This is a genomic window from Diaphorobacter sp. HDW4A, assembly GCF_011305995.1.
Classification (GTDB): Bacteria; Pseudomonadota; Gammaproteobacteria; order Burkholderiales; family Burkholderiaceae_C; genus Diaphorobacter_A.
This window is the reverse complement of the sequence record NZ_CP049910.1, coordinates 2,788,155-2,813,702: the sequence shown is the minus strand read 5'-3', so window position 1 is coordinate 2,813,702 and position 25,548 is coordinate 2,788,155. Positions and strand designations below refer to the sequence as shown.

Below are 25,548 nucleotides of genomic sequence, written 5' to 3'. Positions count from 1 at the left end.
AACTAAAGTGAACCGGCGCCCATGCACAATTCCGGTTCGTGAAGAGTCGGTTCACGGTCCCTGTACGGTCGCCGATATTGGTGACAAGGGCATGGCTGAAATGCAAAACATCCAAGGCTGAGGCTGGTTGCTGCAAGCATGGAGCAGGCATGCCGGGGTGATGTCGAACGGGCCTTTGAGGGTTGGTGCTGTGAATTCGTTCGGACCTGTCTGTGTCTCGTGCTAGAATCCTAGGGTTTTGCCGAGTGTCGCCTTTGCTGAATGCAGATTCAGCAATGTGTGCGACAGGGTGCAAAGCAATCGCAAACCGGCCCCGTCAAGGTGTTGTCGCGAGGCTCAAGTGCTTTGCGGTGATTAATCGGGGCTGGATTTAAGACCCAACCTTTGGAGTATTACTATGTCCGTTACTATGCGCGAAATGCTGGAAGCCGGTGTCCACTTCGGCCACCAAACCCGCTTCTGGAACCCCAAGATGGCTCCGTTCATCTTCGGTCACCGCAACAAGATTCACATCATCAACCTGGAAAAGTCGCTGCCGATGTTCCAGGATGCGCAGAAGTTCGTCAAGCAACTGTCTGCCAACCGTGGCACCATCCTGATGGTCGGCACGAAGCGTCAAGCCCGTGAGATCCTGAAGGAAGAAGCACAGCGCGCCGGCGTGCCTTTCGTTGACCAACGCTGGTTGGGCGGCATGCTGACCAACTTCAAGACCGTGAAGACTTCCATCAAGCGCCTGAAGGACATGAAGGCTCAGCAGGAAACCGGTCTCGAAGCCATGAGCAAGAAGGAACAATTGGTGTTCTCGCGCGAACTGAGCAAGCTCGAGCGTGACATCGGTGGTATTCAGGATATGGCCGCTCTGCCAGACGCAATCTTCGTGATCGACGTGGGCTTCCACAAGATCGCCATTGCCGAAGCCAAGAAGCTGGGCATTCCCCTGATCGGTGTGGTTGACACGAACCACTCCCCAGAAGGTATCGACTACGTGATCCCCGGCAACGATGACTCTGCCAAGGCCGTGACGCTGTACGCACGTGGCATCGCTGACGCAATCCTCGAAGGCCGCGCCAATGCGGTCAACGAAGTGGTCAAGGCAGTTGCTGCCGAAGGCTCCGACGAATTCGTGGAAGTGGACGAAGCCGCTGCCTAAATAGACCAGGCCGCGCGACTCGTCGCGAAGAAAAGCGGGGCCTCTGATGAGCCCCCTTTTTTTTAGCCTGCAAACCGTAACGAACTGAACAGATTCTGGAGAAATACGATGGCAATTTCCGCAAGCATGGTCGCTGAACTCCGCGCGAAGACCGACGCGCCGATGATGGAATGCAAGAAGGCTCTGACCGAAGCCGATGGCGACATGGCCAAGGCTGAAGAGCTGCTGCGCGTCAAGCTGGGCACCAAGGCTGGCAAGGCTGCCTCCCGCGTGACAGCTGAAGGCGTGATCACTGCATTCGTGGCTGGCCAAACCGGCGCCATGATCGAAGTGAACAGCGAAACCGACTTCGTGTCGAAGAACGACAGCTTCATCGCTCTGGCCAACGCCGCAGCCAAGCTGATCGCTGAAAAGAACCCCGCTGACGTGGCTGCTCTGGGCGCACTGGCATACGAGCAGGACGGCTTCGGCCCGACGCTCGAAGAAGTCCGCAAGGGCCTGATTGGCAAGATCGGCGAGAACATGTCGTTCCGCCGCTTCAAGCGTTTCGACGGCGGCGATCTGGCTGTCTACCTGCACGGCACACGCATCGGCGTGATGGTCGAGTACGCAGGTGACGCGACTGCCGCCAAGGACGTGGCAATGCACATCGCCGCGATGAAGCCAGTGGCACTGTCGTCCGCCGACGTGCCTGCCGACCTGATCGAGAAAGAGCGCTCGGTCGCTGCTGCCAAGGCTGAAGAGTCCGGCAAGCCAGCTGACATCGCCGCCAAGATGGTCGAAGGCTCGGTGCAGAAGTACCTGAAGGAAGTATCCCTGTACAACCAGGTCTTCGTGAAGGCTGCTGACGGCAAGCAGACCGTCGAGCAGATGCTCAAGGCTGCCAACACCACGATCAAGGCCTTCACGATGTACGTCGTGGGCGAAGGCATCGAGAAGAAGGCTGACGACTTTGCAGCAGAAGTGGCCGCCCAGGTGGCAGCCGCGAAGGCTGGCGCCTGATTTTTCAGACGCCATAGCCCCCCAACCATCATTTTTTCATTTTTAGCCTTACGGAGAACCCCCCATGACCATCGCCAAACCAGCTCACAAGCGCATTCTGCTCAAGTTGTCTGGTGAGGCGCTGATGGGGGACGATCAGTTCGGCATCAACCGCGCGACTATCGTGCGGATGGTGGAAGAAGTTGCCGAAATCACGCGCCTTGGCGTGCAGGTGGCGGTGGTGATTGGTGGTGGCAACATCTTCCGTGGCGTGGCTGGCGGTTCTGTCGGCATGGATCGCGCCACGGCGGATTACATGGGCATGCTGGCCACCGTGATGAACGCGCTGGCGCTGGCGGATGCCATGGACAAGCAGGGTCTCACCGCACGTGTGATGTCCGCCATTGCCATCGAGCAGGTGGTTGAGCCCTATGTGCGCCCCAAGGCGCTGCAATACCTCGAAGAAGGCAAGGTGGTGGTGTTCGCAGCCGGCACCGGCAATCCCTTCTTCACGACCGACACCGCAGCAGCTCTGCGCGGTGCGGAAATCGGTGCCGAGCTCGTGCTCAAGGCCACCAAGGTGGACGGCGTGTACACGGCCGACCCACAAAAAGATCCCACTGCTACCCGCTATGCCACGCTGACCTTCGATGAGGCGATCAACCGCAACCTCGGCATCATGGACGCCACGGCTTTCGCGCTGTGCCGCGACCAGCGTCTGCCGATCCGCGTTTTCTCGATCATCAAGCCCGGCGCACTCAAGCGAGTGGTTATGGGTGAAGACGAAGGCACTCTGGTGTACGCTTGAGGGCTTTGCAGCATTCGTGACTTGCGTTTCAACGCGTTGCAGGCTGAGGAGAACAATATGACCATCGCCGATATCAAGAAAACCACCCAGACCAAGATGGACCAGTCCATCGAGGCGCTCAAGAGCAATCTTTCCAAGGTCCGCACCGGCCGCGCCAACCCGCAGCTGCTCGACACCATTCACGTCGAGTACTACGGCTCGATGGTGCCGCTGTCGCAAGTGGCCAATGTGACCTTGCTCGATTCACGCACCATCAGCGTTCAGCCTTGGGAAAAGCCCATGGGCGCCAAGATCGAAAAGGCGATTCGCGAAAGCGAACTGGGCCTGAACCCCGCTTCGCTGGGTGATCTGATCCGCGTGCCGATGCCCGCGATGTCGGAAGAGCGCCGCAAGGAAATGACCAAGCTGGCGCGCACCGAGGGCGAGAACTCCAAGATCGCGATCCGCAATCTGCGCCGCGATGCCAATGAAAGCGTGAAAAAACTGGTCAAGGACAAGGAAGCTTCCGAAGACGATCAGAAGCGTTCGGAAGCCGAAGTGCAGAAGCTGACCGACAAGCACATTGCCGACATCGACGCGCTCGTCGCGTCGAAAGAGCAGGAAATCATGGCCATCTGATCGGCAGATCGGATCGTCATCGCTTCTTTGCCCATGTCATCTTCCTCAAGCGTGGTTCCGCATCACATTGCCGTCGTCATGGATGGCAATGGCCGCTGGGCCACTCGCCGTCTGCTGCCGCGTCTTGCGGGACACAAGCAGGGGGTGGATTCGCTGCGTCGCTGCGCCCGTGCCTGTGCCGAGCGCGGTGTGGGTGTGCTCACCGTCTTCGCGTTCTCGTCCGAAAACTGGAACCGTCCCGCCGATGAAGTCTCGGGTCTGATGGATCTGCTCGCCAAGGCGCTTTCGCGCGAGGTGCCGCAGCTTCACAAGGACGGCGTTCAACTGCATTTCGTGGGCGACAAGGCGAGCCTGTCCGAGAAGGTGCGTGAAGGCCTGCAGCAGGCCGAGGCATTTACCGCTGGCAACACGCGTTTGATTCTCAATGTCTGCTTCAACTACGGCGGACGATGGGACATTGCGCAGGCGGCTGCCCAATTGGCTGCGCGTGGCGAAGCCATCACCGAGCTCAGCCTCGACAGGGCGATGGCGTTGTCCTTCGTTGAGGATCCTGACTTGTTGATCCGTACGGGCGGCGAGATGCGCATCAGCAACTTTCTGCTATGGCAATGCGCCTATTCGGAGCTGTATTTCAGCGACCGTCTCTGGCCTGAGTTCGATGAAGCGGCGCTGGACGAGGCCATCGCCGCCTTTGCCGCGCGCGAGCGTCGCTTTGGCAAAACCTCGGCGCAGGTTCAGAAATCTTCATCGCGATCATCGGGATTGCTGGCCTGACGGCCACCGAATCGGTCGATCATTCGAGAATCGGAAGGGGCTGACGGATGCTCAAACAACGTGTCATAACAGCCTTGGTGCTGCTGGCGATTCTGCTGCCGGCACTGTTTGCTTCAAACACCTTGCCGTTTACCGCCATTCTGTTGGTCTTCATGTCGGCAGGCGCGTGGGAGTGGGGACGTCTGAACGGTCTGAAGGGCGCGTCGGCGCTGGCGATCAGCGCCGTTTGTCTGATTCTTTGCGGCGTGAGCTGGCAGCTTGGCTGGGTCAGCACGCCCTTGCCCTGGCTCTGGACCATCGCGGGTGCCTGCTGGGTGCTCTGTGGTGCCTATCTGCTGAGGGCTGGCGTGGCTGGCTGGCCGCATATCCCGAAGGCCATTCGACTGATCGGCGGCGTGTTGGCTCTGTGGGTTGCATGGCTGGCGGTGGTGCAGGCTCGTCATGTCGGCATCAATTTTCTGCTGTCGATTCTGGTGCTGGTCTGGGCAGCCGACATCTTTGCGTACTTCGCTGGTCGGACCTTCGGTCTCAAATTCACCAAGAACAAACTGGCGCCAGCCATCAGCCCGGGCAAGAGCTGGGAAGGTGTCTGGGGCGGCATGATCGGTGTGATCGTGCTCGCCGTGGTCTGGGTCGCGCTCGATGCCTCCAATCAGGTGTCGGTGTCCAGTTTCTATTCGCGTCTGGCGGCCAAGGGCTATTGGTTCCTGTTGTTGGGCGCTGTCTTCATGGCTGCGATGAGCGTGGTGGGCGATCTGGTGGAATCACTGGTCAAGCGCAGCGCTGGAATGAAGGACAGCAGTAATCTGCTGCCCGGTCACGGCGGCGTGCTGGATCGCATTGATGCGATTCTGCCTGCTGTGCCGCTGGCCATGATGCTCACTTACTTTGCAGTTGCATGACGACGACTAAACAACGTCTGACCGTTCTGGGCTCCACGGGCTCCATCGGTACCAATACGCTGGATGTGGTGGCTCGCCACCCGGACCAATACGAGATTTTTGCACTTTCCGCAGCAACGCAGGTCGACCTGATGCTCGCGCAATGCGCGCAGTTCAAGCCACGCTACGCGGTGATGGCAAGCGCGCCTTACGCTCGCGAACTGGCGGACAAGCTGCGCGGCAATGGCCTTGCGACCGAAGTGCTTCAGAGTGCGGACGCGCTCGACATGATCGCCTCGCACCCCGAGGTCGATGCTGTGATGGCCGCCATCGTGGGTGCTGCGGGCCTTGCGCCTTGCATCGCCGCCGCGCTTGCTGGCAAGCGATTGCTGCTCGCCAACAAGGAGGCCATCGTCGTCGGTGGCGAGGTCTTCATGAATGCGGTGAAGCAGGGCGGCGCGACGCTGCTGCCCATCGACAGCGAACATTCCGCGATTTTCCAAAGCCTGCCTGAGGATTCCTCGACCTGGGCACGCCGCGTCGATCACATTCTGCTGACCGCGTCGGGCGGTCCATTCCGCACGCGCGATCCGAAGACGCTGCGCGATGTCACGCCCGATCAGGCCTGCGCGCACCCGAACTTTGCAATGGGTCGCAAGATCTCAATCGACTCAGCGACGATGATGAACAAGGCGCTCGAGGTGATCGAGGCGCGCTGGCTGTTCGACCTCACGCCCGAGCAGATCAAGGTCGTGATCCATCCGCAGCAGATCATCCATTCGATGGTGCAGTTCGTCGATGCGTCGATCATTGCCCAGCTTGGCACCCCCGACATGCGGGTTCCGATTGCGGTCGGCCTCGCCTGGCCGGAGCGCATCGAAAGCGGAACTCCGAAGCTAAACTTCGCCCAATTGGCAGCACTCACTTTTGAAGAAGCCGACGCGGCACGTTTCCCCGGTCTGCATCTTTCTTGGCAGGCGCTTCGTGCGCCACAAGGCACGACAGCGGTGTTGAATGCGGCCAATGAGGTATCGGTGGCGGCCTTCTTGGGCGGAAAAATTCGCTTCGACCAAATTCATTCCATCAATCTTGAAACTTTGGAGCGTGTGATACCGTCCAACCCGAATTCGCTGGAGGCGCTGCTGGCGCTCGACGCGCAAACCCGTGCCGCCGCAGACGCTGCGGTGGCCCGAATCGGTACGGTCTGATTCGCTCTTTTCAGGAGACATTCACATGCTGTTGACCATCGTTGCGTTCGTCGTGGCCCTTGGCGTGTTGATTGCCGTGCACGAGTACGGACATTACCGCGTGGCGGTGGCCTGCGGGGTCAAGGTGTTGCGTTTCTCGGTCGGCTTCGGCAAGCCCCTGCTGCGCTGGCAGAAGAAGGGCTCTCCTACCGAGTTCGTGCTCGCGGCGTTTCCACTGGGGGGCTATGTGCGGATGCTTGATGAGCGCGAAGCGCCCGTCGCAGCGCAAGAGCGCCATCTCGCGTTCAACACCCAACCTTTGAAGTCGCGCGCGGCCATCGTTGCTGCTGGACCTCTGGCTAATCTACTGCTGGCTGTGGTGCTTTATTCCGTGGTCAACTGGACGGGTGTGGACGAGGCCAAACCTTTGCTCGCCAATCCTGTGGCGGGCTCCGTTGCGGATAAAGCCGGTTTGAAAGGTGGCGAGCTGGTGGTGGGCGCCGCCTTGGGCGAAGACGAGATCGAGCCGGTCCAATCATTCGAAGATGTGCGCTGGCTGCTGACACGTGGGGCGCTCGACGGACAGAATGCGCGCCTGTCTGTGCAGAATGCCAGCGGCTCAGGTTCCCGCGAGATCACGCTCGATCTGGCCTCGATGCAGGCCAAGGACGCGGATCTTGAACTGTTCCGCAAGATCGGCATTCTGAGTCCATGGACCAAGCCGGTGATCGGCGATGTGATGGCCGACAGCGCTGCGGCGAAATCAGGCCTCGAGCAGAACGATCTGGTGCTGCGCGTGGGCACCAAGGACATTGTGGATGGACTTCAATTGCGCGAGCTGATCCGCAACTCAGTGTCGGACGGCAAGGTGATGACGCAGATCTGGCATATCGAACGTGAAGGTCGCCAGATGGACCTCTCGGTCACTCCTGAAATGTTGCAGGATGCAAATGGTTCTTACGGTCGTATCGGCGCTTATGTGGGTGAGCCGCCCGAGCTGGTGACCGTCCATTACGGGTTTTTGGATGGTATTGCCAAGGGCGTGCAGCGCACTTGGGAGGTGTCGGTATTGACGCTTCGCATGATGGGCCGCATGGTCATTGGGCAGGCGTCGCTCAAGAATCTCAGTGGTCCGCTGACCATTGCCGACTATGCTGGCAAATCGGCCAGTATGGGGCTCACGCAATATCTGATCTTCATGGCATTGATCAGCGTAAGTCTCGGAGTGCTGAACCTGTTGCCTTTGCCCGTTCTGGATGGGGGACACCTGATGTATTATCTTTGGGAAGGGCTGACAGGTCGCGGCGTGTCCGATGCCTGGATGGAAAGGCTTCAGCGGGGCGGCGTTGCCGTGTTGCTGGTGATGATGTCCATCGCCATGTTCAATGATGTCACCCGGTATGTAACCCGGCTTTTTGGCTAAAACATTCGCCACACGGTGCTGCGGTACTGGGTACTGGCTTCGATTCATACATGAAAAAACAATTCAATCGCTTGGGCGTGCGTACTGCAACAGCAATCGCTGCCATGGTCTTTGCAGCTCAGGCATGGGCGTTGGATCCGTTCCGCGTTCAGGACATCCGTGTGGAAGGTCTGCAGCGCGTTGAGGCGGGCACCGTATTCGCTTCATTGCCGATGCGCGTCGGAGATGAATACACCGACGAAAAGGGCGCGGCCGCCATTCGTGCACTGTTCGCGTTGGGCCTGTTCAAGGACGTGCGTCTGGAGGCTGCGGGCAACGTGCTTGTCGTGGTCGTGGAAGAACGCCCCACCATCGCCGATGTGGAGTTTGCAGGCACCAAGGAGTTCGACGCCGACACGCTCAAGAAGGCCATGCGTGATGTGGGCCTGACCGAAGGCCGTCCGTTCGACAAGGCACTCGCCGATCGCGCCGAGCAAGAGCTCAAGCGCCAGTACATCAACCGCAGCATGTACGGTGTGAACGTGGTAACCACGGTGACGCCCATTGAGCGCAATCGTGTGAATCTGACGTTCTCCGTGGTGGAAGGTGAGCCCGCGAAGATCAAGGACATCAAGATCATCGGCGCCAAGGCATTCACCGAAGGCACACTCAAGGACCAGTTCGATCAGGACACCGGTGGCTGGCTCAGCTGGTACACCAAGTCCAACCGCTACTCGCGCGCCAAGCTCAACGCCGATCTGGAAACGCTGCGCTCGTACTATCTGTCGCGTGGTTATCTCGAGTTCCGCATTGACTCGACCCAGGTTGCGATCTCGCCCGACAAGCAGGACATCTCCATCACGGTGAACGTCACCGAAGGTAATCCTTACGTTGTGTCGGGTGTGAAGCTCGAAGGCAATTATCTGGATCGCGATGACGAATTCAAGTCGATGGTGACGATTCGTCCGGGCGAGCCCTACAACGGCGACAAGGTGGCCGAAACCACCAAGGCCTTTACCGATCACTTCGGCAATTTTGGTTACGCATTCGCCAAGGTCGAGGCCGTGCCCGAGATCGACAAGGACAACGGCCGCGTGGAACTCGTGCTGCGTGCCGAGCCATCGCGCCGTGCATACGTGCGCCGCATCAACGTGAGCGGCAACAACCGCACGCGTGATGCTGTGATCCGTCGCGAATTCCGCCAGTTCGAATCGTCCTGGTACGACGCCGACAAGATCAAGATCTCCCGCGACCGTGTGGACCGCCTGGGTTTTTTCACTGAAGTGGACGTGGAAACGCAGGAAGTGCCGAATTCGCCTGATCAGGTTGATTTGGTCGTCAACGTGAAGGAAAAGCCGACCGGCTCGCTCACACTCGGCGCCGGCTTCTCCAGCGCCGAAAAGATTTCGCTGTCCTTCGGCATCAAGCAGGAAAACGTGTTCGGCTCGGGCAACTATCTGGGCGTTGACGTCAACACCAGCAAGTACAACCGCACGATCGTCTTCAGCACCACCGACCCGTACTTCACCAAGGACGGCATCTCGCGCACGCTTGACCTGTACTACCGCACGGCCAAGCCATACGCCGACATGGGTGGTGACTACCAGTTGATCACTGCAGGCGGCAGCGTGCGTTTCGGCATCCCGTTCAGCGAAATCGACACCGTGTTCTTCGGTGCCGGTCTTGAAAACACACGGATCAAGGAAGGTACGAACATTCCTGCGGCATATCTGGCCTATATCCGTGACTACGGCTCCAGCAGCTTCTCGATTCCTCTGACAGTGGGTTGGGGGCGCGACAGCCGCGACAGCGCGCTGGCACCCAATTCGGGTCGCTATCAGCGCCTGAATTCGGAAATCTCGCTGGCCGGCGATGCCCGTTATGTGAAGGGTAGCTACCAGTACCAGCAGTATGTGCCGCTGAACAAGAAGTTCACGTTGGCCTTCAATGGTGAACTGGGCTTGGGCAAGGGGCTGAATGGTCAGCCATTCCCTGTGTTCAAGAATTACTATTCCGGTGGTCTCGGATCGGTGCGTGGCTTCGAGCAAGGTACGCTCGGCCCGCGTGATGTGACCGGCTCGGTGCTGGGTGGTCCCAAGAAGGTCACTCTGAATGCTGAATTGATTGCGCCATTCCCGGGCGCAGGCAATGATCGTACGCTTCGCGTCTTCGGCTTCGTTGATGCGGGTAACGTGTACGGTGAACATGAAAGTTGGGAGTTGAGTCAAATGCGCGTGTCGACAGGTTTGGGGTTGAGCTGGATTTCCCCTCTTGGCCCATTGCGTCTAGCTTTTGCGCAGCCCGTGCGAAAATTCGCCGGCGATAGAATCCAGAAATTGCAATTCCAGATCGGAACATCTTTCTAATGACATCCCTTTCCCGTCATCTTCCCTTGGTCATCCTGCTGGGCAGCATGGCCGCAGCAGTTCCCGCGCAAGCTCAGGAGTTCAAGGCTGGCTTCGTCAACACCGACCGCGTGTTCCGCGAAGCCAATTCCGCCAAGGCCGCTCAAGCCAAGCTGGAGCAGGAATTTTCCAAGCGTGAAAAAGAACTGGTCGACCAAGGCAATTCTTTGAAGAGCGTCAACGACAAGTTCGAGCGTGAAGCGCCCACCATGTCCGAAAGCCAACGCGCTTCGCGTCAGCGTGCGCTGGCCGATCAGGACCGTGACTTCCAGCGCAAGCGTCGTGAATTCCAGGAAGACCTGAGCTCGCGAAAGAGCGAAGAGCTGGCTACCGTGCTTGAGCGCGCCAACAAGGTCGTCAAGCAAGTGGCCGAAGCTGAGAAGTACGACGTGATCCTCCAGGAAGCCGTGTACATCAACCCCAAGCTGGACATCACCGACAAGGTGATCAAGGCCATGAACTCCGGCAACGGCAAGTGACATGAAGTTTTTGGTAGCGACAGGTATTGCGTGAGCTTGCTTCTAGGACAGATCACCAATGAACTGGGAGGCAGTCTTGAAGGGGGAGATGCAGAGATCGAAATCTCTCGTATCGCTTCACTCGAGACCGCCGGGCCCGGCGAACTGGCCTTTCTGAACAACCCGCGCTACCAGAGTCAACTGGCCGCCTCCCGGGCGGCCTGTGTCATTGTGGCTCCGGCCATGCGTGACGCCGCGTTGGCGCGTGGTGCTTGCATTGTCACGCCCGATCCTTACGTGTATTTCGCGCGCGTCACGCAGTTGTGGAAGCGGGTGCATGCCACCGGCACGCGTCACGGCATTCATCCAAGCGCCGTGGTCGATCCCGAAGCAACGGTGGACCCAACGGCCTACGTCGGCCCGCTCTGCGTGGTGGAGCGGGGCGCGCGCATCGGCGCAAACACCGTGCTCAAGACGCGCGTCAACGTGGGCGAGCGATGCATCATCGGCGAGCGCTGCATCATCCACCCGGGTGTCGTGATCGGTGCCGACGGTTTTGGCTTTGCGCCGAGCAAAGGTGACTGGGTCAAGATCGAACAGCTGGGCGCAGTGCGCATCGGCAATGATGTCGAGATCGGCGCCAACACCTGTATCGACCGCGGTGCGCTCGAAGACACCGTGATCGAAGACAGCGTCAAGCTCGACAACCTCATCCAGATCGCACACAACGTGCACATCGGCCACCATACGGCCATGGCGGGGTGCACTGCGGTCGCGGGAAGCACGAAAATCGGAGCCCATTGCATCATTGCAGGGGCCGCTTCGATCATCGGGCATCTCACAATCGCGGACAATGTGCATATTTCCACGAACACCGTGGTCATGCGCTCGATTCCGCACGCCGGACACTACACGGGGGTCTTCCCGTTCGACGACAATGCGAACTGGGAAAAGAACGCGGCCACGCTACGCCAGCTCTACAAGCTGCGCGAGCGGGTCAAGGCTCTGGAACAAACAATCAAAAATGACGGTTAGACCGCTGAAATCATGATGGACATTCACCAAATCCTCAAGCTGCTTCCTCACCGCTACCCATTTCTGCTGGTAGACCGTGTGGTTGAGCTCGAGCGCGGCAAGCATATTCAGGCGATCAAGAACGTCACCATCAACGAGCCTTTCTTCACTGGCCACTTTCCGGCGCGCCCCGTCATGCCCGGCGTGTTGATGCTCGAAGCGCTGGCGCAGGCCGCTGGCCTGCTGTCGTTCGACATGATGGGCGAAGCCCCAGGCGACGACAAGGTGTTCTACTTCGTCGGCATCGACGGCGCGCGTTTCAAGCGCCCCGTGGAGCCAGGCGACCAGCTGATTCTCGAAATCGATCTGGACCGCATCAAGGGCGGCATCTACAAGTTCAAGGGCGTAGCGCGCGTAGGCGACAGCATTGCCTGCGAAGCCGAGATCATGTGCACCATGCGTACCGTGGCCTGAGCTTTTTCGAAGGTCGGTCCGTGTCCAATATCCATTCCACTGCTATCGTCGATCCTGCTGCGCAACTCGACAGCACGGTGACGGTGGGACCCTATGCGGTCATCGGGCCGCATGTGCGCATCAGCGCGCGCTCCAGCATCGGGCCGCACTGTGTGATCGAAGGTCACACCAGCATCGGCGAAGACAACCGGGTCTTCCAGTTCGCGTCGCTCGGCGGCGTGCCGCAGGACAAGAAGTACGCGGGCGAGCCCACGCGCCTTGAAATCGGCAACCGCAACACGATTCGCGAGTTCTGCACCTTCAATCTGGGTACCGCGCAGGACCGGGGCGTTACTTCCATCGGTGACGACAACTGGATCATGGCTTACGTCCACATCGCGCACGACTGCGTGGTGGGCAATCAGACCATTCTGGCCAACAACGCCACGCTCGCTGGCCATGTGCAGCTCGGTGACTGGGTGATCGTCGGCGGATTGACAGGGGTACATCAATACTCGCGCATCGGGGCTCATGCGATGGCGGGCTTTGCCAGCCATATCTCGCAGGATGTGCCGCCGTTCATGATGGTCGATGGCAATCCGTTGGCCGTTCGCGGTCTCAATGTTGAAGGACTGCGCCGCCGTGGCTTTTCGGCCGGGCGCATCGCCGGCATCAAGCAAGCGTATCGCGTTCTCTACCGTCAAGGCCTCACGTTGGAGGCTTCAATCAGCGCCTTGACGGCTCTGGTCAAAGAACACCCCAGCGCAGAGTGCGACATCATGCAGTTGCGTGACTTTGTCTCCGCGTCGCAGCGAGGCATAGCGCGCTGATAGATGACTCTACCGGACACCCCCATGTCTGCCAAAAGCAGCCCAAGGATAGCGATGGTCGCCGGAGAAACCTCCGGCGATTTGCTTGCTGGGTTGCTGCTCGATGGTCTACGCGACAAATGGCCCGAAGTCCAATCCTTCGGCATTGGCGGTCCGCAAATGCACGAGCGTGGCTTCGATGCATGGTGGCAGAGCGAGCGTCTGGCGGTACACGGCTACAGCCTCGAGCTGCTGCAGAAGATCCTCGGTCTTTTCAAGCTGCGCAAAGAGTTGCGCGAAAAGCTGATCGCCGATCCACCCAGTATCTTCATCGGCGTCGACGCTCCAGATTTCAATCTGGGCCTCGAAAGCAGGCTGCGTGCGGCCGGCATCAAGACAGTGCACTTCGTGTGTCCGTCAATTTGGGCGTGGCGCGCAGATCGTGTCGACAAGATTCGTGCGAGCGCGGACCACGTGCTGTGCATCTTCCCGTTCGAGCCCGAGCTGCTTGCCAAACACGGCATTGCGGCTACCTACGTGGGCCATCCGCTGGCGCAGGTGATTCCCATGGTGGCGGACAAGCAGGCTGCGCGCGCGCAACTGGGCTTGTCTGCTGATGATGAAGTGCTTGCGATCCTGCCCGGCAGTCGTTCAGCCGAAGTGAAATTCATCGCCAAGCCGTTCTTCGAGGCGGCGGCGATTCTGCTGAAGTCGCGCCCCCGTCTCAAGGCGGTTGTGCCTGCCGTGCCCAAACAGCGCGAGAAAATCGAAGCCATGGCGCGCGCATGCGGCGTGGCGGATCGTCTGCAGATCGTCACTGGCCAGTCGCACACTGTGCTCGCTGCCTGCGACTGCACGCTGATCGCCAGCGGCACGGCTACGCTCGAGGCAGCGCTCTACAAGCGCCCCATGGTGATCTCGTATCACATGCACCCGATCAGCTGGCGGCTCATGAAACGCAAGCAATTGCAGCCGTGGGTCGGGCTGCCCAATATTCTGTGCGGCGATTTCGTCGTGCCTGAGCTGTTGCAAGATGCGGCCACGCCGCAGGCGCTGGCCGCTGCTGTGCAGCAATGGCTCGACGCGTATTCGCAGCAACCCCAAACCATTCTCACGCTTGAAAAGCGCTTCACCGAGCTTCACGAGAGCCTGCTGCGCGATACACCGAAACTGGCCGCTGATGCGATCGAAAAAATCCTTGCCAACACCAAGGGCTGAACAGGCCAGCTTCAACTGGCATCCACCGGGTCTGATTGCGGGAGTCGATGAAGCGGGTCGCGGTCCGTTGGCCGGACCCGTGGTGACTGCCGCCGTCATTCTGGACGATATGCACCCGATTGCGGGTCTGGCGGACTCCAAGGTGCTTACCGCCGCCAAACGCGAAAAACTTTTTGACGAAATCCGCGCCAAAGCGCTGTGTTTCTGCATTGCTGAAGCGTCGGTGCAAGAAATCGATGAAATCAATATCCTTCAGGCCACGATGTTGGGCATGCGTCGCGCGGTGCTCGGTTTGCGTCTGAAGCCTGTGCTGGTACTGGTGGACGGCAATCGCCTGCCACAGCTGGACGTTCCGGCCGAAGCCATTGTCAAGGGCGACGCGCTGGTGCAGGCGATTTCCGCCGCCTCCATCCTTGCCAAGGTTACGCGCGACCGCTGGTGCGCGCAATTGCACGAACAATATCCGCAATACGGCTTTGACGCGCACAAGGGCTACGGCACCGCAGTGCACCTCGCGGCACTGCGCGAACATGGCGCCTGTCCCGAGCACCGCCGCAGCTTCGCGCCGGTGGCGCAGGCGTGCCTCGCGCGTGTGCAATGAGGTGCAGGGGAATTGTCTCCCTTCCCGGTGTAAGCTAAACGCTGTACCTGACTTTTTGGATTGAAGTGACTTCGACATGACAGCAGCAACCCCCTTGGTGATCCAATCGCGCGACAACGCGCTGGTCAAGGACCTGCGTCGTCTGTCACAGGAAAGCACCGCCTATCGCAAACAGGGCCGCGTCTGGCTCGAAGGTGATCACCTGTGCAGCGCCGCATTGGCGCGTGGCATGCAGCCGCAGATCGCCGTGTTCACCGAATCTTTTTGGCCGTTCGCGCCCACCGAACTCAAGCAGGCCGCCGAGAAGAATGTGCTGATCGCCGACACGCTTTGGCGCGACATCAGCGGCCTCGAATCGCCCGCGCAGATGGGTTATGTGATGGCGCTGCCGAACGCGAGCGAGCTCGACGCGAACGCGCCCACCGTGGTGCTCGACCGCCTGCAGGATGCCGGAAACGTGGGTTCGGTGCTGCGCAGTGCATCGGCCTTTGGTTTCGTGCAGATTGCAGCCATCAAGGGCACGGCCGCGCTCTGGAGCGCCAAGGTGTTGCGGGCGGGAATGGGTGCGCACTTCGCCTTGCGACTGGTCGAGGGTCTGAGCGAAGAAGATATTGCGGCACTCAAGGTGCCACTGCTGGCCACCAGTTCGCATCGCGGTGACTATCTGCATCAGGCCATACTTCCATGGCCCTGTGCATGGGTCATGGGCCATGAAGGGCAGGGCGTTTCGCCTGCGCTCGAAGCGCGCGCTGCGGCGCATATTCGCATCGCGCAGCCCGGCGGTGAAGAGTCGCTCAACGTGGCCGCCGCCGCCGCCATCTGCCTGCACACAAGCGGCGCGATGGCGCTGAGTACGGCGGCGAGAAGCGCTTGAAACTGACGCGGCCCACACGAGGGCAGCCGCGAAGCGCCTCAGGGGGTCAGTTGATATCCATGCAGACGTACTTCATCTCCACATAGTCCTCGATGCCGTGACGTGAGCCTTCGCGGCCGAGGCCGGATTGCTTGATGCCGCCGAACGGTGCGACCTCGTTGGAGATGAGGCCCGTGTTCACACCCACCATGCCGTACTCGAGCGAGGCCGAGACACGCCAGATGCGGCGCTGGTCTTCGGTGAAGACGTAGGCGGCCAGACCGAAGATGGTGTCGTTGGCGCGGTGCACCACTTCGACTTCGTCCTTGAAGCGGAACAGCGGTGCAATCGGGCCGAAAGTTTCTTCACTGCACACCAGCATGTCGTCAGTCACACCGGCGAGCACGGTGGGGGTGAAGAAGGTCTGCCCGAGCGGGTGGCGCTTGCCGCCGGTCAGCAGCTTCGCCCCCTTGGAGACGGCGTCTTCGATGTGGCGTTCGACCTTGGTGACGGCGGCCTCGTTGATCATCGGGCCGTGGGTGACGCCGGCATCGAAGCCGTTGCCGACCTTGAACTTTTCGACTTCAGCGGTCAGGCGCTTGGCGACTTCGTCATAGATACTGTCTTGCACGTAGATGCGGTTGGCGCAGACGCAGGTCTGGCCGACGTTGCGGAACTTGGAGGCCAGAATGCCCGCAATCGCGCGGTCGATGTCGGCGTCTTCGAAGACGATCAGCGGCGCGTTACCGCCGAGTTCGAGCGAGAGCTTTTTGATGGTGTCGCTACTCTGGCGCATCAGCAGGCGGCCGGTCTGCGTGGAGCCGGTGAAGCTGAGCTTGCGCACGACGGGGCTTTCGGTCAGCGCGCGGCCAATGCCGGGGGCGTCTCCGGTAATGATCTGCAGCACGCCTGCTGGAATGCCCGCTTCGAGCGCTAACACGCCAAGCGCCATCGCGCTGAACGGGGTGTTCTCGGCGGGCTTGAGCACCATGGTGCAACCTGCGGCGAGGGCCGGTCCGGCCTTGCGGGTGATCATCGCGGCGGGAAAATTCCACGGTGTGATCGCGGCGCACACGCCAATCGGCTGGCGGGTGACGAGCAGGTGCTGACCGGCGCGCGGGGCCTGCAGGATTTCGCCGTCGATGCGCTTGCCTTCTTCGGCAAACCATTCGATGAACGATGCCGCGTAGCCAATCTCGCCGCGCGCTTCGGCCAGCGGTTTTCCTTGCTCCAGCGTCATGATGCGGGCGAGGTCTTCCTGGTGCTGCAGCATCAGGCCGTGCCAGCGGCGCAGGATCGTCGCGCGCTCGGCCGCCGTGCGGGCGGACCAGGCGGGGAGGGCCGCCTGTGCTGAGGCAATGGCTTCGTTGGTTTCGTCGTAGCCCAGACGAGGGATCAGACCAATCAATTCACCCGTCGCCGGGTTGCGGACTTCCAGAGAATTATTTTTCTCGGCTTCTTTCCATCCGGTAGCGAGCAGGCAGGCTTGGCGGAGCAGCTCGGGACGCTGGAGTTCTACTGTCATTTGTCTTCTTTTGTTTTTTACGAAGCCTTGTGGCTTCGATTGGTGGTTCGTTTGGAGGCGCCAATACAGCCCTTCATGCGTCGTTGCGAAGCCTTGCCGTACCAAATACCAAAGTACTGTCTGCGGCTTCGACGCCTAGCCTGAAGGGCTGTCTTGGCGTTGTGGGGGTGGTTCGAGGGGCGGCTTATGCTGCTACGGCTGCTGGTTTGGTGCTGTTTGCTGCTGGCTTGGTTTCGCCCTTGATTGCGTTTTCGATGATGTCGAGCGCCTTGTCGAACAGGGCATCTTCGATGGTCAGGGGGTACAGGAATCGGATCACATTGCCGTAAAGCCCGCAGGTCAGCAGCAGCAGGCCGTTGGCCATCGCCGTCTTGACGATGGCGTTGACGCGGTCGGCGTCTGGCGCTTGCGTGGTCGCGTTGTGGAATTCGACGGCCACCATGGAGCCGAGGCCGCGCACGTCGCTGATGCCTGCGTCCTTGGCCTTGACGGCCTTCAGGCGCGATTGCAGGCGTTCGCCGAGTTGCACGGCGCGGTCGCAGAGTTTTTCTTCGGCGATCACGTCGATCACGGCATGGGCTGCGGCCACGGCCAACGGGTTGGCTGCGTAGGTGCCGCCGAGGCCGCCGGGGTTGGGTGCATCCATCACTTCAGCACGACCGACGACGCCGGAGATCGGCATGCCGCCACCAAGGCTCTTGGCCATGGTGATCAGGTCAGCCTTGACTGCGTGGTGTTCCATCGCGAACAGCTTGCCGGTGCGGGCGAAGCCGGTCTGCACCTCATCGGCGATCAGCAGAATGCCGTTGGCATCGCAGATTTGGCGCAGGCCTTCAAACAGTGCGCAAGGCGTGGGGTTGAAGCCGCCTTCGCCCTGCACCGGCTCAAGGATGATGGCGGCCACGCGGCGTGGGTCCACGGACGTCTTGAACAGCATCTGGATCGCGTCGATGCTGTCTTTCACACTCACGCCATTGGTGGGGAAGGGCACGTGGTAGACGTCGCTCATCATCGTGCCGAAGCCGGCCTTGTAGGGGTTGACCTTGCCGGTGAGCGTGAGGCCCATCAGCGTGCGGCCGTGGAAGGCGCCCTGAAACGCGATGACGGCCGAGCGGCCGGTGGCGTAGCGGGCGATCTTCACCGCGTTCTCTACGGCTTCTACGCCGGTTGTGAAGAAGGCGGTCTTGGCGGGGCCGTCAATGGGGGCCAACGCGTTGATACGCTCGGCCAAGGCAATGGCGCTTTCGTAGGGGACGATCTGGTAGGCCGTGTGGGTGAAGTGCGAGAGCTGCTCCTGCACGGCCTTGACGATGCGCGGGTGGCGGTGGCCGGTGTTGAGCACCGCGATGCCGGCGGCGAAGTCGATGTACTGCTTGCCTTCAACGTCGGTGATCAGCGCGTTGTCGGCCTGCGCTGCGTGGAAATCGCACATCACGCCCACACCGCGAGGGGCGGCGGCAAGGCGGCGGTTCTTGAGTTCGGCATTGGTCGTCATGGGAATTCCTTGGAGGTTGGTGATCGGTGTTTCGACAGGGCTCCATTGAACGTGAAATTAGCTCCTTGAATGGCTCCACTGTTGTATGAGAATAGGGTGCCAATTTGATGGCATGTGGGACGATGAGAAGGAGCTGGAGAAATCCGGTGGCAAGGCGATGGCGAAAAGTTCGGTCTGTGTGGATTGGTTGCTGCAAAAAGGCTGGGGCACGGAGGCCCCAGAGCAGGGCGCGCGTCTCACGCTCGTGGAGCAACTGTGCGCGCTGCTGCGCGAGGGCATCGCTACGGGGGCACTCAAGCCCGGCACGCGCCTGCCCGCCACGCGCGAGCTGATGCAGGAGCTCGACGTGTCGCGCAACACCGTCGCGCATGCCTACGAGCAGTTGCGGGTGGAAGGCTATCTGGTCAGCCATGTCGGCAGCGGCACCTTTGTCGCACAGACCACGCCGGAGACCTTGCTGCGTGCGCCGCGCGCCGCGCGGGCCGGGCGAGCTGCACCCTTGTTGCGCAGTCGTGACGTCGTGCTCTCCCAAGGCGCGCAGCAGGTGCTCGCCCACGCGTCCGCTGCGGACCGGCAGTGGGGCGCCTTCATGCCCGGTGTGCCCGACGTGTCGCAGTTTCCGCGTGCCGTCTACGCGCGCATCCTCAACCGGTTGTGGCGGCATGCGCAACCGGAAATGCTGACCTACGACACCGCTGGTGGCGCGTTGCCGCTCAAGCAGGCGCTGGTCGACTATCTGCGCGTGGCCCGCTCCGTGCAATGCACGTCTGAGCAGATCCTCATCACCGAAGGCGTGCACCAGGCCGTCGATCTGACGGTGCGCACGCTGGTCGATCCGCACGATGCCGTGTGGATGGAAGATCCCGGTTACTGGGGCATCGCGAACGTGCTGCGCATGTCGCCCGGCGTCGTGGTCGTCGGCCGTGCGGTGGATGACGAAGGCATCACGCTCGACGAACATGCCTCGCCACCCAAGCTGATCTGCGTGACGCCATCGCACCAATACCCGCTGGGCACGGTGATGAGTCTCGCGCGGCGCAGATCGCTGCTGGCCTACGCGCGCAAGCACGGCGCGTGGATTCTGGAGGACGACTACGACAGCGAGTTCCGCTTCGCCAGTCGTCCGATTCCGGCCATGCAGGGGCTGGAGCAGGACGCCCCGGTGATCTACATCGGCACCTTCAGCAAGACGTTGTTCCCCGGCCTGCGCGTGGGCTACATGGTGCTGCCGCCGGAGCTGGTCACCCCCATGCGGCGCATGCACGCCGAGCTATACCGCGAGGGCCACGTGGTCACTCAGCTTGCGCTCGCCGAGTTGATCCGCGAGGGCCACTACGCCACCCACATCCGCAAGATGCGCGTGCTCTACGGCCGCCGCCGCGAATGGCTGCGCACGCTGATCCTGCGCTATCTCGGCGAGGAATTTCTGGTGGAACCCGACAGCCAGGCCGGGCTGCAGCTGGTGCTGCGCCTGCCCGATCATTTCGACGACGTGCTGCTCGCGCAGACGCTGCAATCACGCGGCGTGCTCGGTCGGCCGCTCTCGCGCTACTACCGTTCTCCGGAACCGGCCAAGGGGCTGCTGCTGGGCTATGCGGCCGTTCCTGAAGAGACGATGCAGTCGGCGTTCTTCATACTGCTGCAGGCGTTGAAGGAGTTTGGCGCGCGACCTTCGGTGCGTTAGCTCGAAGGCGCTTTCATCACCACGGGATAGTGCGACGGAGACAGCCTTGCCACCAGCACGCACACCACGCATACCGCGCCGAGCTGGTACATCCAGCCCGATTCAAACTTCCCCGTCACCTCGTGCAGCTGCGCGATCACCCAGGGCGCAAGCGATGCCAGCAGAAAGCCGCCGCCCTGCATCAGCGCGTTGAGCGCCCCGGCCTGCGAGGGCGAGGGCAGGTGGTCGAGCGCAACCACCATCATCAGCGCGAAGCAGCCGCCAAGACCCACGCCGAGCAAGATGGCGTTGAGCGTGGGGGCCGCGTCGGGCCACCAGATCAGCACGGCGAACCCGAGCAGCTGACACAGCAGCGTGAAGGCGATCCAGGGCCTGCGGTCCTGATGGCGCGCGGCGAGTGCGGGCAGGGTGAGCGCGGCCGTAGCCTGCGCAATCGAGAGGATGGCGACGAGCGTGCCGCTCTTCGCGGCGCTCCAGCCGTGGGTTTGATAGAACGGCGCGAGCCATGCGACGATGGCCGCATAGCCACCGTTGACGAGGCCAAAGCAGGCCATGAGCAGCCAGGTGCGCGGGCGGCGGATCAACCAGCCGGTGTCGTTGGGTTGTGGTTGCGTTTGCGTTTGCGCGGAGCTTACGGCGGTATTGGCGTGAAGCTTGCAGATCACTCCAAATGCATACCATGCGAGCGGCAGGGCGATAAGCACCGGAATCGTCCACAAAGAAAGTGCTGCACGCCAGTCCCAACCCCATTGCATGGCCAGCGGCGAAATCTGCGCACCAAAGGCGCCGCCGCCCATCAGCGCACAGGAGTACAGGCCCATCATCTGCGCGACATGGCGCGGTGATTCCCTTTTGATCGCGCCGGGCAGAATGCCTTGGATCAGCGCCACGCCCGCGCCGCAAAACGCCGCAGTGGCGAGCAGCACCGCCGCGCTTGCTCCGAGCATGCGCAGTGCGCAACCCAGCGCGATCAGCAGCAGCGAGCCGCAGATGACCGTGCGCGCGCCGAGCACCCGCAGAGCCGCTGGAGCGACCCACGCGCCCACGCCCATCAGCGCCATCGGCAGCAGCGTGAGCCACGAAAGCTGGCTCAGGTTCATGCCCGTGGTGTCGCGGATCGCCTGGCCGAGCGGGCCGACGGCCGTGAGAAACGGGCGCAGATTGATGGTGATGGCGACAACCACCAGCACCCACAGGGCGGGAGAAAGCGTGGAGGTCGATGCGGAGGCCGTGTTGTGTTTTGTACTTGGCATCAAGGAGTCATTTCGATTCTTCTGGCCAAGGCGCCTCACCGTAGAGCTGCGCGGCGGTGATGCCCGTGTCCACGCGCGTGATCGGCAGCGGTGGTGGTGTGAGGTTCAAGCGCAGGCGCTGGTAGGTGCCTTCGCTCGACAGCTGGTATGGCGCGGCATCGTCGTTGTCGAACGCGAAGAACACGCTCTCCACACCGGTCATCACGAGGGCGGCGAGGCACATGGGGCAGGGGTGGCCACTTGCGTAGATGCTGCAACCGGCGAGCGAAGGGTTCTTCTGAGCGCGCGTGGCCGTGCGGATGGCCTGCATCTCGGCATGGGTGCTTGGATCGTGCGACTGCACGATCTCGTTGATGCCGGTGGCGATGACCTCCGAGCCGCGCACCAGCACGGCACCGAAGGGGCGACCGCCACGCTCGCGGTTTTCGTGCGCGAGCTGCACGGCCTGGCGCATCAGCGCTGCATGCTGGGACATGGGGGACTCCTGACTTTCAAAACCGCCCCGATTGTCAGGCAATACAGCGCAACCTGCGGTGGGAAAGACCGATGCGAATGGTTGAATCAGTCTTTCCCTTTTTCCGTGCAATGTGTGCTCAATGTCTGATGAGCACGAGCTTGTCAGTGATGCTGATGTGCGCCGTGCTCACCGCCCGCAGCCGCAGCGCCTGCGCGCACCGGAACCTCGATCTGGCGTTCGCGGCGTTTGCCGTTGGCGTCTTCGAGCGTGAGCGTGAAGCTCAGCGTCTGGCCTGCGGTGATGGGCTGCTTCAGGTCCATCATCATCAGATGCAGGCCACCGGGTGCGAGCTTGACGGGCTCGCCCGCAGGCAGGTCAAGCGCGGGGATGGCGCGCATCTTCATCACGTCGTTCTCCAGCTTCATTTCGTGGATCTCGACCACGCCGGCCGCGGCCGATTTCACCGCTACCAGCTTCGCGCCCTGTGGTGCCTGCAGCGTCACGAACGCACCTGTGCCGCTCTGGCCCGGCACGGCGGCGCGCACCCAGGCATCGCGCACGTCCACTGCGGCGACGTTGTCGGGCAGCACCTCAAGGCGCGCAGCAGGGAATTCGAGCTTCTCGGTTGCGTTCGCTGAAGTGGGAATCTGCGCCCAATCCGCCCGGCCCGTGTCGCAGATCTGGTGAACCGGGAAGTGCAGCGCCTGCGCTTTGGCGGGCAGCACGCCACGCACAACAAAAGCGGTTTTCTCGCTGCCCAGCAGTGCGGTGGCGGCGCTCTCGGCCTCCCAGCGCACCGTGCCGCCTTGGCTGCCTGCTGTGGGCGTGCTGAGCTTCCAGCCGCTGCGCGCCACGGCTTCCCTGAACTGGAAGGCCTTGGGCAGTTCGACCTCGATGGCCGTCGTGGCCTTGGCGTCCTTGCAGGCATGGCCTACGCGAAAGGCAGCGTCGTATGGGCTACCGACATTGGCACCGCCTGCGGGCAGAACGACGTGGGCGTGTGCAGCAGTTGTGGTGAGCAGGGCGGTGATGAGTGTGAGTGTGAGTGTGGAAGAAGTGTTTTTCATGATGGCGTCCTTGTTTGAATAGTAGAAACAGAAATGGGTTCAGAGATCCCAGCGCAGCGACGCGGTGTAGGTGCGTTGCGGCATGGGGTGAAAGCTCCAGTAGCGTTCGTTGTTTACGTTGTCGATGCCAAAGGCAGCGCTCAGCTCGGGTGTGAGGCGCACATGGGCGCGCAGGTCGACGACGAAGAATTTGCTGGTGCCGAAATAGGTGTCGGCGTTCGTGTCGCTGTTGTCGAGCGTGTTGAACTGTCGGCCGCTGTAACGCGCGGCAGCGGTGAGCGTCCAGCGGGCATCCGGCTTGTAACTCACGAGACCCGTTGCGCGCCAGCGGGGCACACGGGGCTGCCATTTGCCTTCGCTGGATGGCAGGCCGGGGTTGGAGACGATGCGCGAATTGGCATAGGTGAGGCTGGCACCGAAGTCCAGATTGCGCACCAGTACCGACTGCGCGTTGTAGGCGAGTTCGATGCCGGTGGTCTTCACGCGGTCCACGTTCTGTACGCGGCTGATCGTGGTGCCGGAGACCAGTTGGCTGATCAGCGCATCGCTCAGGTTTTCATGGAACAGCGTGGCGCGTGCGATGCCCATGCCGTTGCCCAGTTCCTTCTCGGCGCTGAGCTCGCTGGTCCAGGATTTTTCAGGGCGCAGATTCGGGTCGTTGATGAAGCCGAGTTCACCGCCGCTGGTCGCACCATACAGCTCGCCCGTGGTCGGATAGCGCACCGCGCGGCCGATGGCGGCGCGCAGCAGGGTATCGTTGCTCGCTTGCCAGGAGACGGCAGCCTTGGGCGAGAAGTTGGATTCGCTGCGGCTGGCATAGTGAAGCGATTGCGCAGTGTTTTGCGTGAAGCCGCGCGTGGCTTCCCAGTCTTCCCAGCGCAGGCCGACGACGGCCTTCCAGTCGGGCGCAAAGCGCCATGCGTCCTGCGCCCAGAGGTAGCGGGTTTCTGTTTGTCCACCGACGTCGCTGAGGACGGACTGTGGGTTCGCCACGCCGCTGAACCAGTCGCCGGTCACATTGGATTTGTTGATGCGTAGTTTGTACGCGTCGCGGCCTGCACCGAATTCGACGATGTGTGCGCCCTGCGGGCCATCGGGTCGCCAGATGCCCTTGGCCGCGAGCGTGTTCCAGCCGCTGCCAGTCATGGATTGCAGTGTGCCCGCACCGCCATTCAGCGCATTGGGCAGCGATGTGGTGGGTGCGCGCTGGTTGTCCTTGGCGTAGTCATACAGGCTGGCAGCAAGCTCCCAATCGAACGTGCCGCTCGTGTGGCTCTTGAGCAGAAAGCCGTGCATCCAGTGAGTCTGTGCGTCGTTGGTCAGGCCGAATGCGGTGGGTGCGAGCGTGAAATTCGATCCGTTCACGTTGACGGTGCCGCTGTAGACGCTCTGGCCATTTGAATCGCGCAGAAAGGATTGCGGGCGGCCTTCGGAATCGTTGCGCCACCAGCCGAGTGTGTAGCTCGCACGCAGCGTGGGGCTGACGTCCCAGGCGAGCTTGATTTTGAGGTGGTCCTGCACCGTGTGATATTGCGTTCCGGTGCCGAAGACGTACCACGGCTGATGGGTCACGTTGCTGCCAGTGGCGGCTCCGGTGACGGGCGTGCCGCTGCCGGGTTTGCCCGTGGAGCGCAGCGCGGTGACGAAGGTCTGAGGCGGGCCTTCGCTGTCGGTGCGGTTGAGGTGCAGCCACCAGGACCAGTCGCCGCTCTTGTTGCCGAGCGATGCGCTGGAGTTCCAGCTTTTGAACGTGCGGCTTGAATTGAACAGCTCGGTGGGCGCTGAGGAGTAGCCTGCGCCGACATGGGCCTCGAACTTCTCGGGCATGCGGGTGACGTAGTCGACCACCGCGCCTGCGGAGTTGCCCGCGTATTGCGCGGAGTAGGGGCCGTAGAGCACGTCGACGCGCTCGATTTCCTCGGGCGTGACAAGGCCCCAGCGCGGAGCGTAGTTGGTGCCGTTGGCGATGCCGTTGCCAAGAAAGTTGGACAGCAGAATGCCGTCCGCATAGACCACCGAGCGCACGCTGTTGCCAGTGCCTGACGAGCGAGTGGCAAGGATCGCGTGGTTGTAGTCGCCGACGTAGCGCTTGCGCACCATGAGGCTGGGCAGGTACTTGAGGGCGTCTTCGCTGTCGGTGGCGTTGATGCGGGTGGCGATCTCCTCTCGCGTCACGCCTTCGATGGTGGCGGGAATCTGTGTGGGCAGGCGGCTGGCCTGGCCGCCATCGACGGTGACGGCGTCCAGCGTTTTTTCTTCGGCAGCTGCGCAGGGCAACGCGGCGGCGCTCAGCACGAGCGCCATCAGGGGACTTTTCATGTCGGTTCAAACCTTGGCGGTGCGGATGCGCGAAAGCATGCCGCACGGAAATCCGTGTGCAGGACACGCGCGAACGGTTGCGCTCAAGCGAGTTGAGTGCGAACACAGTCAACGATCAGCGTGTCAAGGAAAGAGA

Annotated in this window: 23 protein-coding genes; 17 read left to right on the top strand and 6 right to left on the bottom strand. The window is 61.5% G+C overall.

Annotation, left to right across the window (positions count from 1 at the left end):
- The first annotated feature begins 397 nt into the window (after positions 1-397).
- From rpsB to G7047_RS12665, 16 genes are all read left to right on the top strand, one after another.
- Positions 398-1,150 carry a 30S ribosomal protein S2 gene (rpsB, locus tag G7047_RS12740; protein ID WP_166305819.1) on the top strand — a complete coding sequence of 251 codons (753 nt, stop codon included), beginning with the start codon at positions 398-400 and terminating at the stop codon, positions 1,148-1,150.
- A gap of 108 nt (positions 1,151-1,258) precedes the next feature.
- Positions 1,259-2,152, top strand: a complete 894-nt coding sequence (gene tsf / locus G7047_RS12735) for a translation elongation factor Ts (protein ID WP_166305816.1) — start codon at positions 1,259-1,261, stop codon at positions 2,150-2,152.
- A 64-nt stretch (positions 2,153-2,216) separates the two neighbouring features.
- On the top strand, positions 2,217-2,939 hold the full coding sequence (gene pyrH / locus G7047_RS12730; RefSeq protein WP_166305813.1) for a UMP kinase: 723 nt from the start codon (positions 2,217-2,219) through the stop codon (positions 2,937-2,939).
- Positions 2,940-2,996: 57 nt separating this feature from the next.
- Positions 2,997-3,557, top strand: a complete 561-nt coding sequence (gene frr / locus G7047_RS12725; RefSeq protein WP_166305810.1) for a ribosome recycling factor — start codon at positions 2,997-2,999, stop codon at positions 3,555-3,557.
- A gap of 33 nt (positions 3,558-3,590) precedes the next feature.
- Entirely contained in the window at positions 3,591-4,331 is a 741-nt protein-coding gene (uppS, locus tag G7047_RS12720; RefSeq protein ID WP_166305807.1) for a polyprenyl diphosphate synthase, read from the top strand.
- Between the two features lie 47 nt (positions 4,332-4,378).
- Positions 4,379-5,233 carry a phosphatidate cytidylyltransferase gene (locus tag G7047_RS12715; RefSeq protein WP_166305804.1) on the top strand — a complete coding sequence of 285 codons (855 nt, stop codon included), beginning with the start codon at positions 4,379-4,381 and terminating at the stop codon, positions 5,231-5,233.
- Positions 5,230-6,420 carry a 1-deoxy-D-xylulose-5-phosphate reductoisomerase gene (ispC, locus tag G7047_RS12710; protein ID WP_166305801.1) on the top strand — a complete coding sequence of 397 codons (1,191 nt, stop codon included), beginning with the start codon at positions 5,230-5,232 and terminating at the stop codon, positions 6,418-6,420. The genes G7047_RS12715 and ispC overlap by 4 nt, the downstream gene beginning before the upstream one ends.
- 25 nt (positions 6,421-6,445) lie before the next feature.
- The gene (gene rseP / locus G7047_RS12705) at positions 6,446-7,822 is read left to right on the top strand and encodes an RIP metalloprotease RseP (RefSeq protein WP_166305798.1); all 1,377 of its coding nucleotides are present in this window, start codon (positions 6,446-6,448) and stop codon (positions 7,820-7,822) included.
- Between the two features lie 50 nt (positions 7,823-7,872).
- Positions 7,873-10,167, top strand: coding sequence for an outer membrane protein assembly factor BamA (gene bamA / locus G7047_RS12700; RefSeq protein WP_166305795.1), 2,295 nt, complete (start codon positions 7,873-7,875; stop codon positions 10,165-10,167).
- The gene (locus G7047_RS12695) at positions 10,167-10,685 is read left to right on the top strand and encodes an OmpH family outer membrane protein (protein WP_166305791.1); all 519 of its coding nucleotides are present in this window, start codon (positions 10,167-10,169) and stop codon (positions 10,683-10,685) included. Before bamA ends, G7047_RS12695 begins: the two co-directional genes overlap by 1 nt.
- 30 nt (positions 10,686-10,715) lie before the next feature.
- Entirely contained in the window at positions 10,716-11,699 is a 984-nt protein-coding gene (gene lpxD / locus G7047_RS12690) for a UDP-3-O-(3-hydroxymyristoyl)glucosamine N-acyltransferase (protein WP_166305788.1), read from the top strand.
- A gap of 12 nt (positions 11,700-11,711) precedes the next feature.
- Positions 11,712-12,152, top strand: a complete 441-nt coding sequence (gene fabZ / locus G7047_RS12685) for a 3-hydroxyacyl-ACP dehydratase FabZ (protein WP_166069906.1) — start codon at positions 11,712-11,714, stop codon at positions 12,150-12,152.
- Positions 12,153-12,172: 20 nt separating this feature from the next.
- Entirely contained in the window at positions 12,173-12,961 is a 789-nt protein-coding gene (gene lpxA, locus G7047_RS12680) for an acyl-ACP--UDP-N-acetylglucosamine O-acyltransferase (RefSeq protein WP_166305785.1), read from the top strand.
- Between the two features lie 24 nt (positions 12,962-12,985).
- The gene (gene lpxB, locus G7047_RS12675; protein WP_166305782.1) at positions 12,986-14,158 is read left to right on the top strand and encodes a lipid-A-disaccharide synthase; all 1,173 of its coding nucleotides are present in this window, start codon (positions 12,986-12,988) and stop codon (positions 14,156-14,158) included.
- On the top strand, positions 14,121-14,759 hold the full coding sequence (gene rnhB / locus G7047_RS12670) for a ribonuclease HII (protein ID WP_166305779.1): 639 nt from the start codon (positions 14,121-14,123) through the stop codon (positions 14,757-14,759). Before lpxB ends, rnhB begins: the two co-directional genes overlap by 38 nt.
- A gap of 76 nt (positions 14,760-14,835) precedes the next feature.
- Positions 14,836-15,633, top strand: a complete 798-nt coding sequence (locus G7047_RS12665; protein WP_166305776.1) for an RNA methyltransferase — start codon at positions 14,836-14,838, stop codon at positions 15,631-15,633.
- 46 nt (positions 15,634-15,679) lie between these two features.
- Here the strand turns inward: G7047_RS12665 and G7047_RS12660 are convergent, their stop codons facing one another.
- Both G7047_RS12660 and gabT read right to left on the bottom strand, forming a co-directional pair.
- Entirely contained in the window at positions 15,680-17,137 is a 1,458-nt protein-coding gene (locus G7047_RS12660) for an NAD-dependent succinate-semialdehyde dehydrogenase (protein ID WP_166305773.1), read from the bottom strand.
- Between the two features lie 184 nt (positions 17,138-17,321).
- A complete protein-coding gene (gene gabT, locus G7047_RS12655; RefSeq protein WP_166305770.1) occupies positions 17,322-18,632 on the bottom strand; it encodes a 4-aminobutyrate--2-oxoglutarate transaminase in 1,311 nt (436 codons plus the stop codon).
- A 157-nt stretch (positions 18,633-18,789) separates the two neighbouring features.
- Between gabT and G7047_RS12650 the strand changes: the two genes are divergently transcribed.
- Entirely contained in the window at positions 18,790-20,316 is a 1,527-nt protein-coding gene (locus tag G7047_RS12650) for a PLP-dependent aminotransferase family protein (RefSeq protein WP_166312044.1), read from the top strand.
- Here the strand turns inward: G7047_RS12650 and G7047_RS12645 are convergent.
- The 4 genes from G7047_RS12645 to G7047_RS12630 all read right to left on the bottom strand — a co-directional run bounded on the left by G7047_RS12645 (position 20,313) and on the right by G7047_RS12630 (position 25,412).
- A complete protein-coding gene (locus G7047_RS12645; RefSeq protein ID WP_166305767.1) occupies positions 20,313-21,569 on the bottom strand; it encodes a cyanate transporter in 1,257 nt (418 codons plus the stop codon). The two genes, G7047_RS12650 and G7047_RS12645, sit on opposite strands and share 4 nt — an antisense overlap.
- A gap of 7 nt (positions 21,570-21,576) precedes the next feature.
- The gene (locus G7047_RS12640) at positions 21,577-22,044 is read right to left on the bottom strand and encodes a nucleoside deaminase (RefSeq protein ID WP_166305764.1); all 468 of its coding nucleotides are present in this window, start codon (positions 22,042-22,044) and stop codon (positions 21,577-21,579) included.
- A 143-nt stretch (positions 22,045-22,187) separates the two neighbouring features.
- Positions 22,188-23,093 carry a copper chaperone PCu(A)C gene (locus tag G7047_RS12635; protein ID WP_166305761.1) on the bottom strand — a complete coding sequence of 302 codons (906 nt, stop codon included), beginning with the start codon at positions 23,091-23,093 and terminating at the stop codon, positions 22,188-22,190.
- 39 nt (positions 23,094-23,132) lie between these two features.
- Positions 23,133-25,412 (bottom strand): TonB-dependent receptor, encoded by a 2,280-nt coding sequence (locus tag G7047_RS12630; RefSeq protein WP_166305758.1) that lies wholly within the window; start codon positions 25,410-25,412, stop codon positions 23,133-23,135.
- Between the last annotated feature and the right edge of the window lie 136 nt (positions 25,413-25,548).

Coding starts and splice junctions, on each gene's coding strand:
- rpsB (WP_166305819.1), top strand. CDS start 398: ATGTCCGTTACTATGCGCGAAATGCTGGAAGCCGGTGTCCACTTCGGC.
- tsf (WP_166305816.1), top strand. CDS start 1,259: ATGGCAATTTCCGCAAGCATGGTCGCTGAACTCCGCGCGAAGACCGAC.
- G7047_RS12645 (WP_166305767.1), bottom strand. CDS start 21,569: ATGCCAAGTACAAAACACAACACGGCCTCCGCATCGACCTCCACGCTT.
- G7047_RS12660 (WP_166305773.1), bottom strand. CDS start 17,137: ATGACAGTAGAACTCCAGCGTCCCGAGCTGCTCCGCCAAGCCTGCCTG.
- G7047_RS12635 (WP_166305761.1), bottom strand. CDS start 23,093: ATGAAAAACACTTCTTCCACACTCACACTCACACTCATCACCGCCCTG.
- G7047_RS12665 (WP_166305776.1), top strand. CDS start 14,836: ATGACAGCAGCAACCCCCTTGGTGATCCAATCGCGCGACAACGCGCTG.
- G7047_RS12650 (WP_166312044.1), top strand. CDS start 18,790: ATGGCGAAAAGTTCGGTCTGTGTGGATTGGTTGCTGCAAAAAGGCTGG.
- bamA (WP_166305795.1), top strand. CDS start 7,873: ATGAAAAAACAATTCAATCGCTTGGGCGTGCGTACTGCAACAGCAATC.
- uppS (WP_166305807.1), top strand. CDS start 3,591: ATGTCATCTTCCTCAAGCGTGGTTCCGCATCACATTGCCGTCGTCATG.
- G7047_RS12630 (WP_166305758.1), bottom strand. CDS start 25,412: ATGAAAAGTCCCCTGATGGCGCTCGTGCTGAGCGCCGCCGCGTTGCCC.
- rnhB (WP_166305779.1), top strand. CDS start 14,121: ATGCGATCGAAAAAATCCTTGCCAACACCAAGGGCTGAACAGGCCAGC.
- rseP (WP_166305798.1), top strand. CDS start 6,446: ATGCTGTTGACCATCGTTGCGTTCGTCGTGGCCCTTGGCGTGTTGATT.
- frr (WP_166305810.1), top strand. CDS start 2,997: ATGACCATCGCCGATATCAAGAAAACCACCCAGACCAAGATGGACCAG.
- G7047_RS12715 (WP_166305804.1), top strand. CDS start 4,379: ATGCTCAAACAACGTGTCATAACAGCCTTGGTGCTGCTGGCGATTCTG.
- G7047_RS12640 (WP_166305764.1), bottom strand. CDS start 22,044: ATGTCCCAGCATGCAGCGCTGATGCGCCAGGCCGTGCAGCTCGCGCAC.
- fabZ (WP_166069906.1), top strand. CDS start 11,712: ATGATGGACATTCACCAAATCCTCAAGCTGCTTCCTCACCGCTACCCA.
- pyrH (WP_166305813.1), top strand. CDS start 2,217: ATGACCATCGCCAAACCAGCTCACAAGCGCATTCTGCTCAAGTTGTCT.
- G7047_RS12695 (WP_166305791.1), top strand. CDS start 10,167: ATGACATCCCTTTCCCGTCATCTTCCCTTGGTCATCCTGCTGGGCAGC.
- gabT (WP_166305770.1), bottom strand. CDS start 18,632: ATGACGACCAATGCCGAACTCAAGAACCGCCGCCTTGCCGCCGCCCCT.
- lpxB (WP_166305782.1), top strand. CDS start 12,986: ATGTCTGCCAAAAGCAGCCCAAGGATAGCGATGGTCGCCGGAGAAACC.
- ispC (WP_166305801.1), top strand. CDS start 5,230: ATGACGACGACTAAACAACGTCTGACCGTTCTGGGCTCCACGGGCTCC.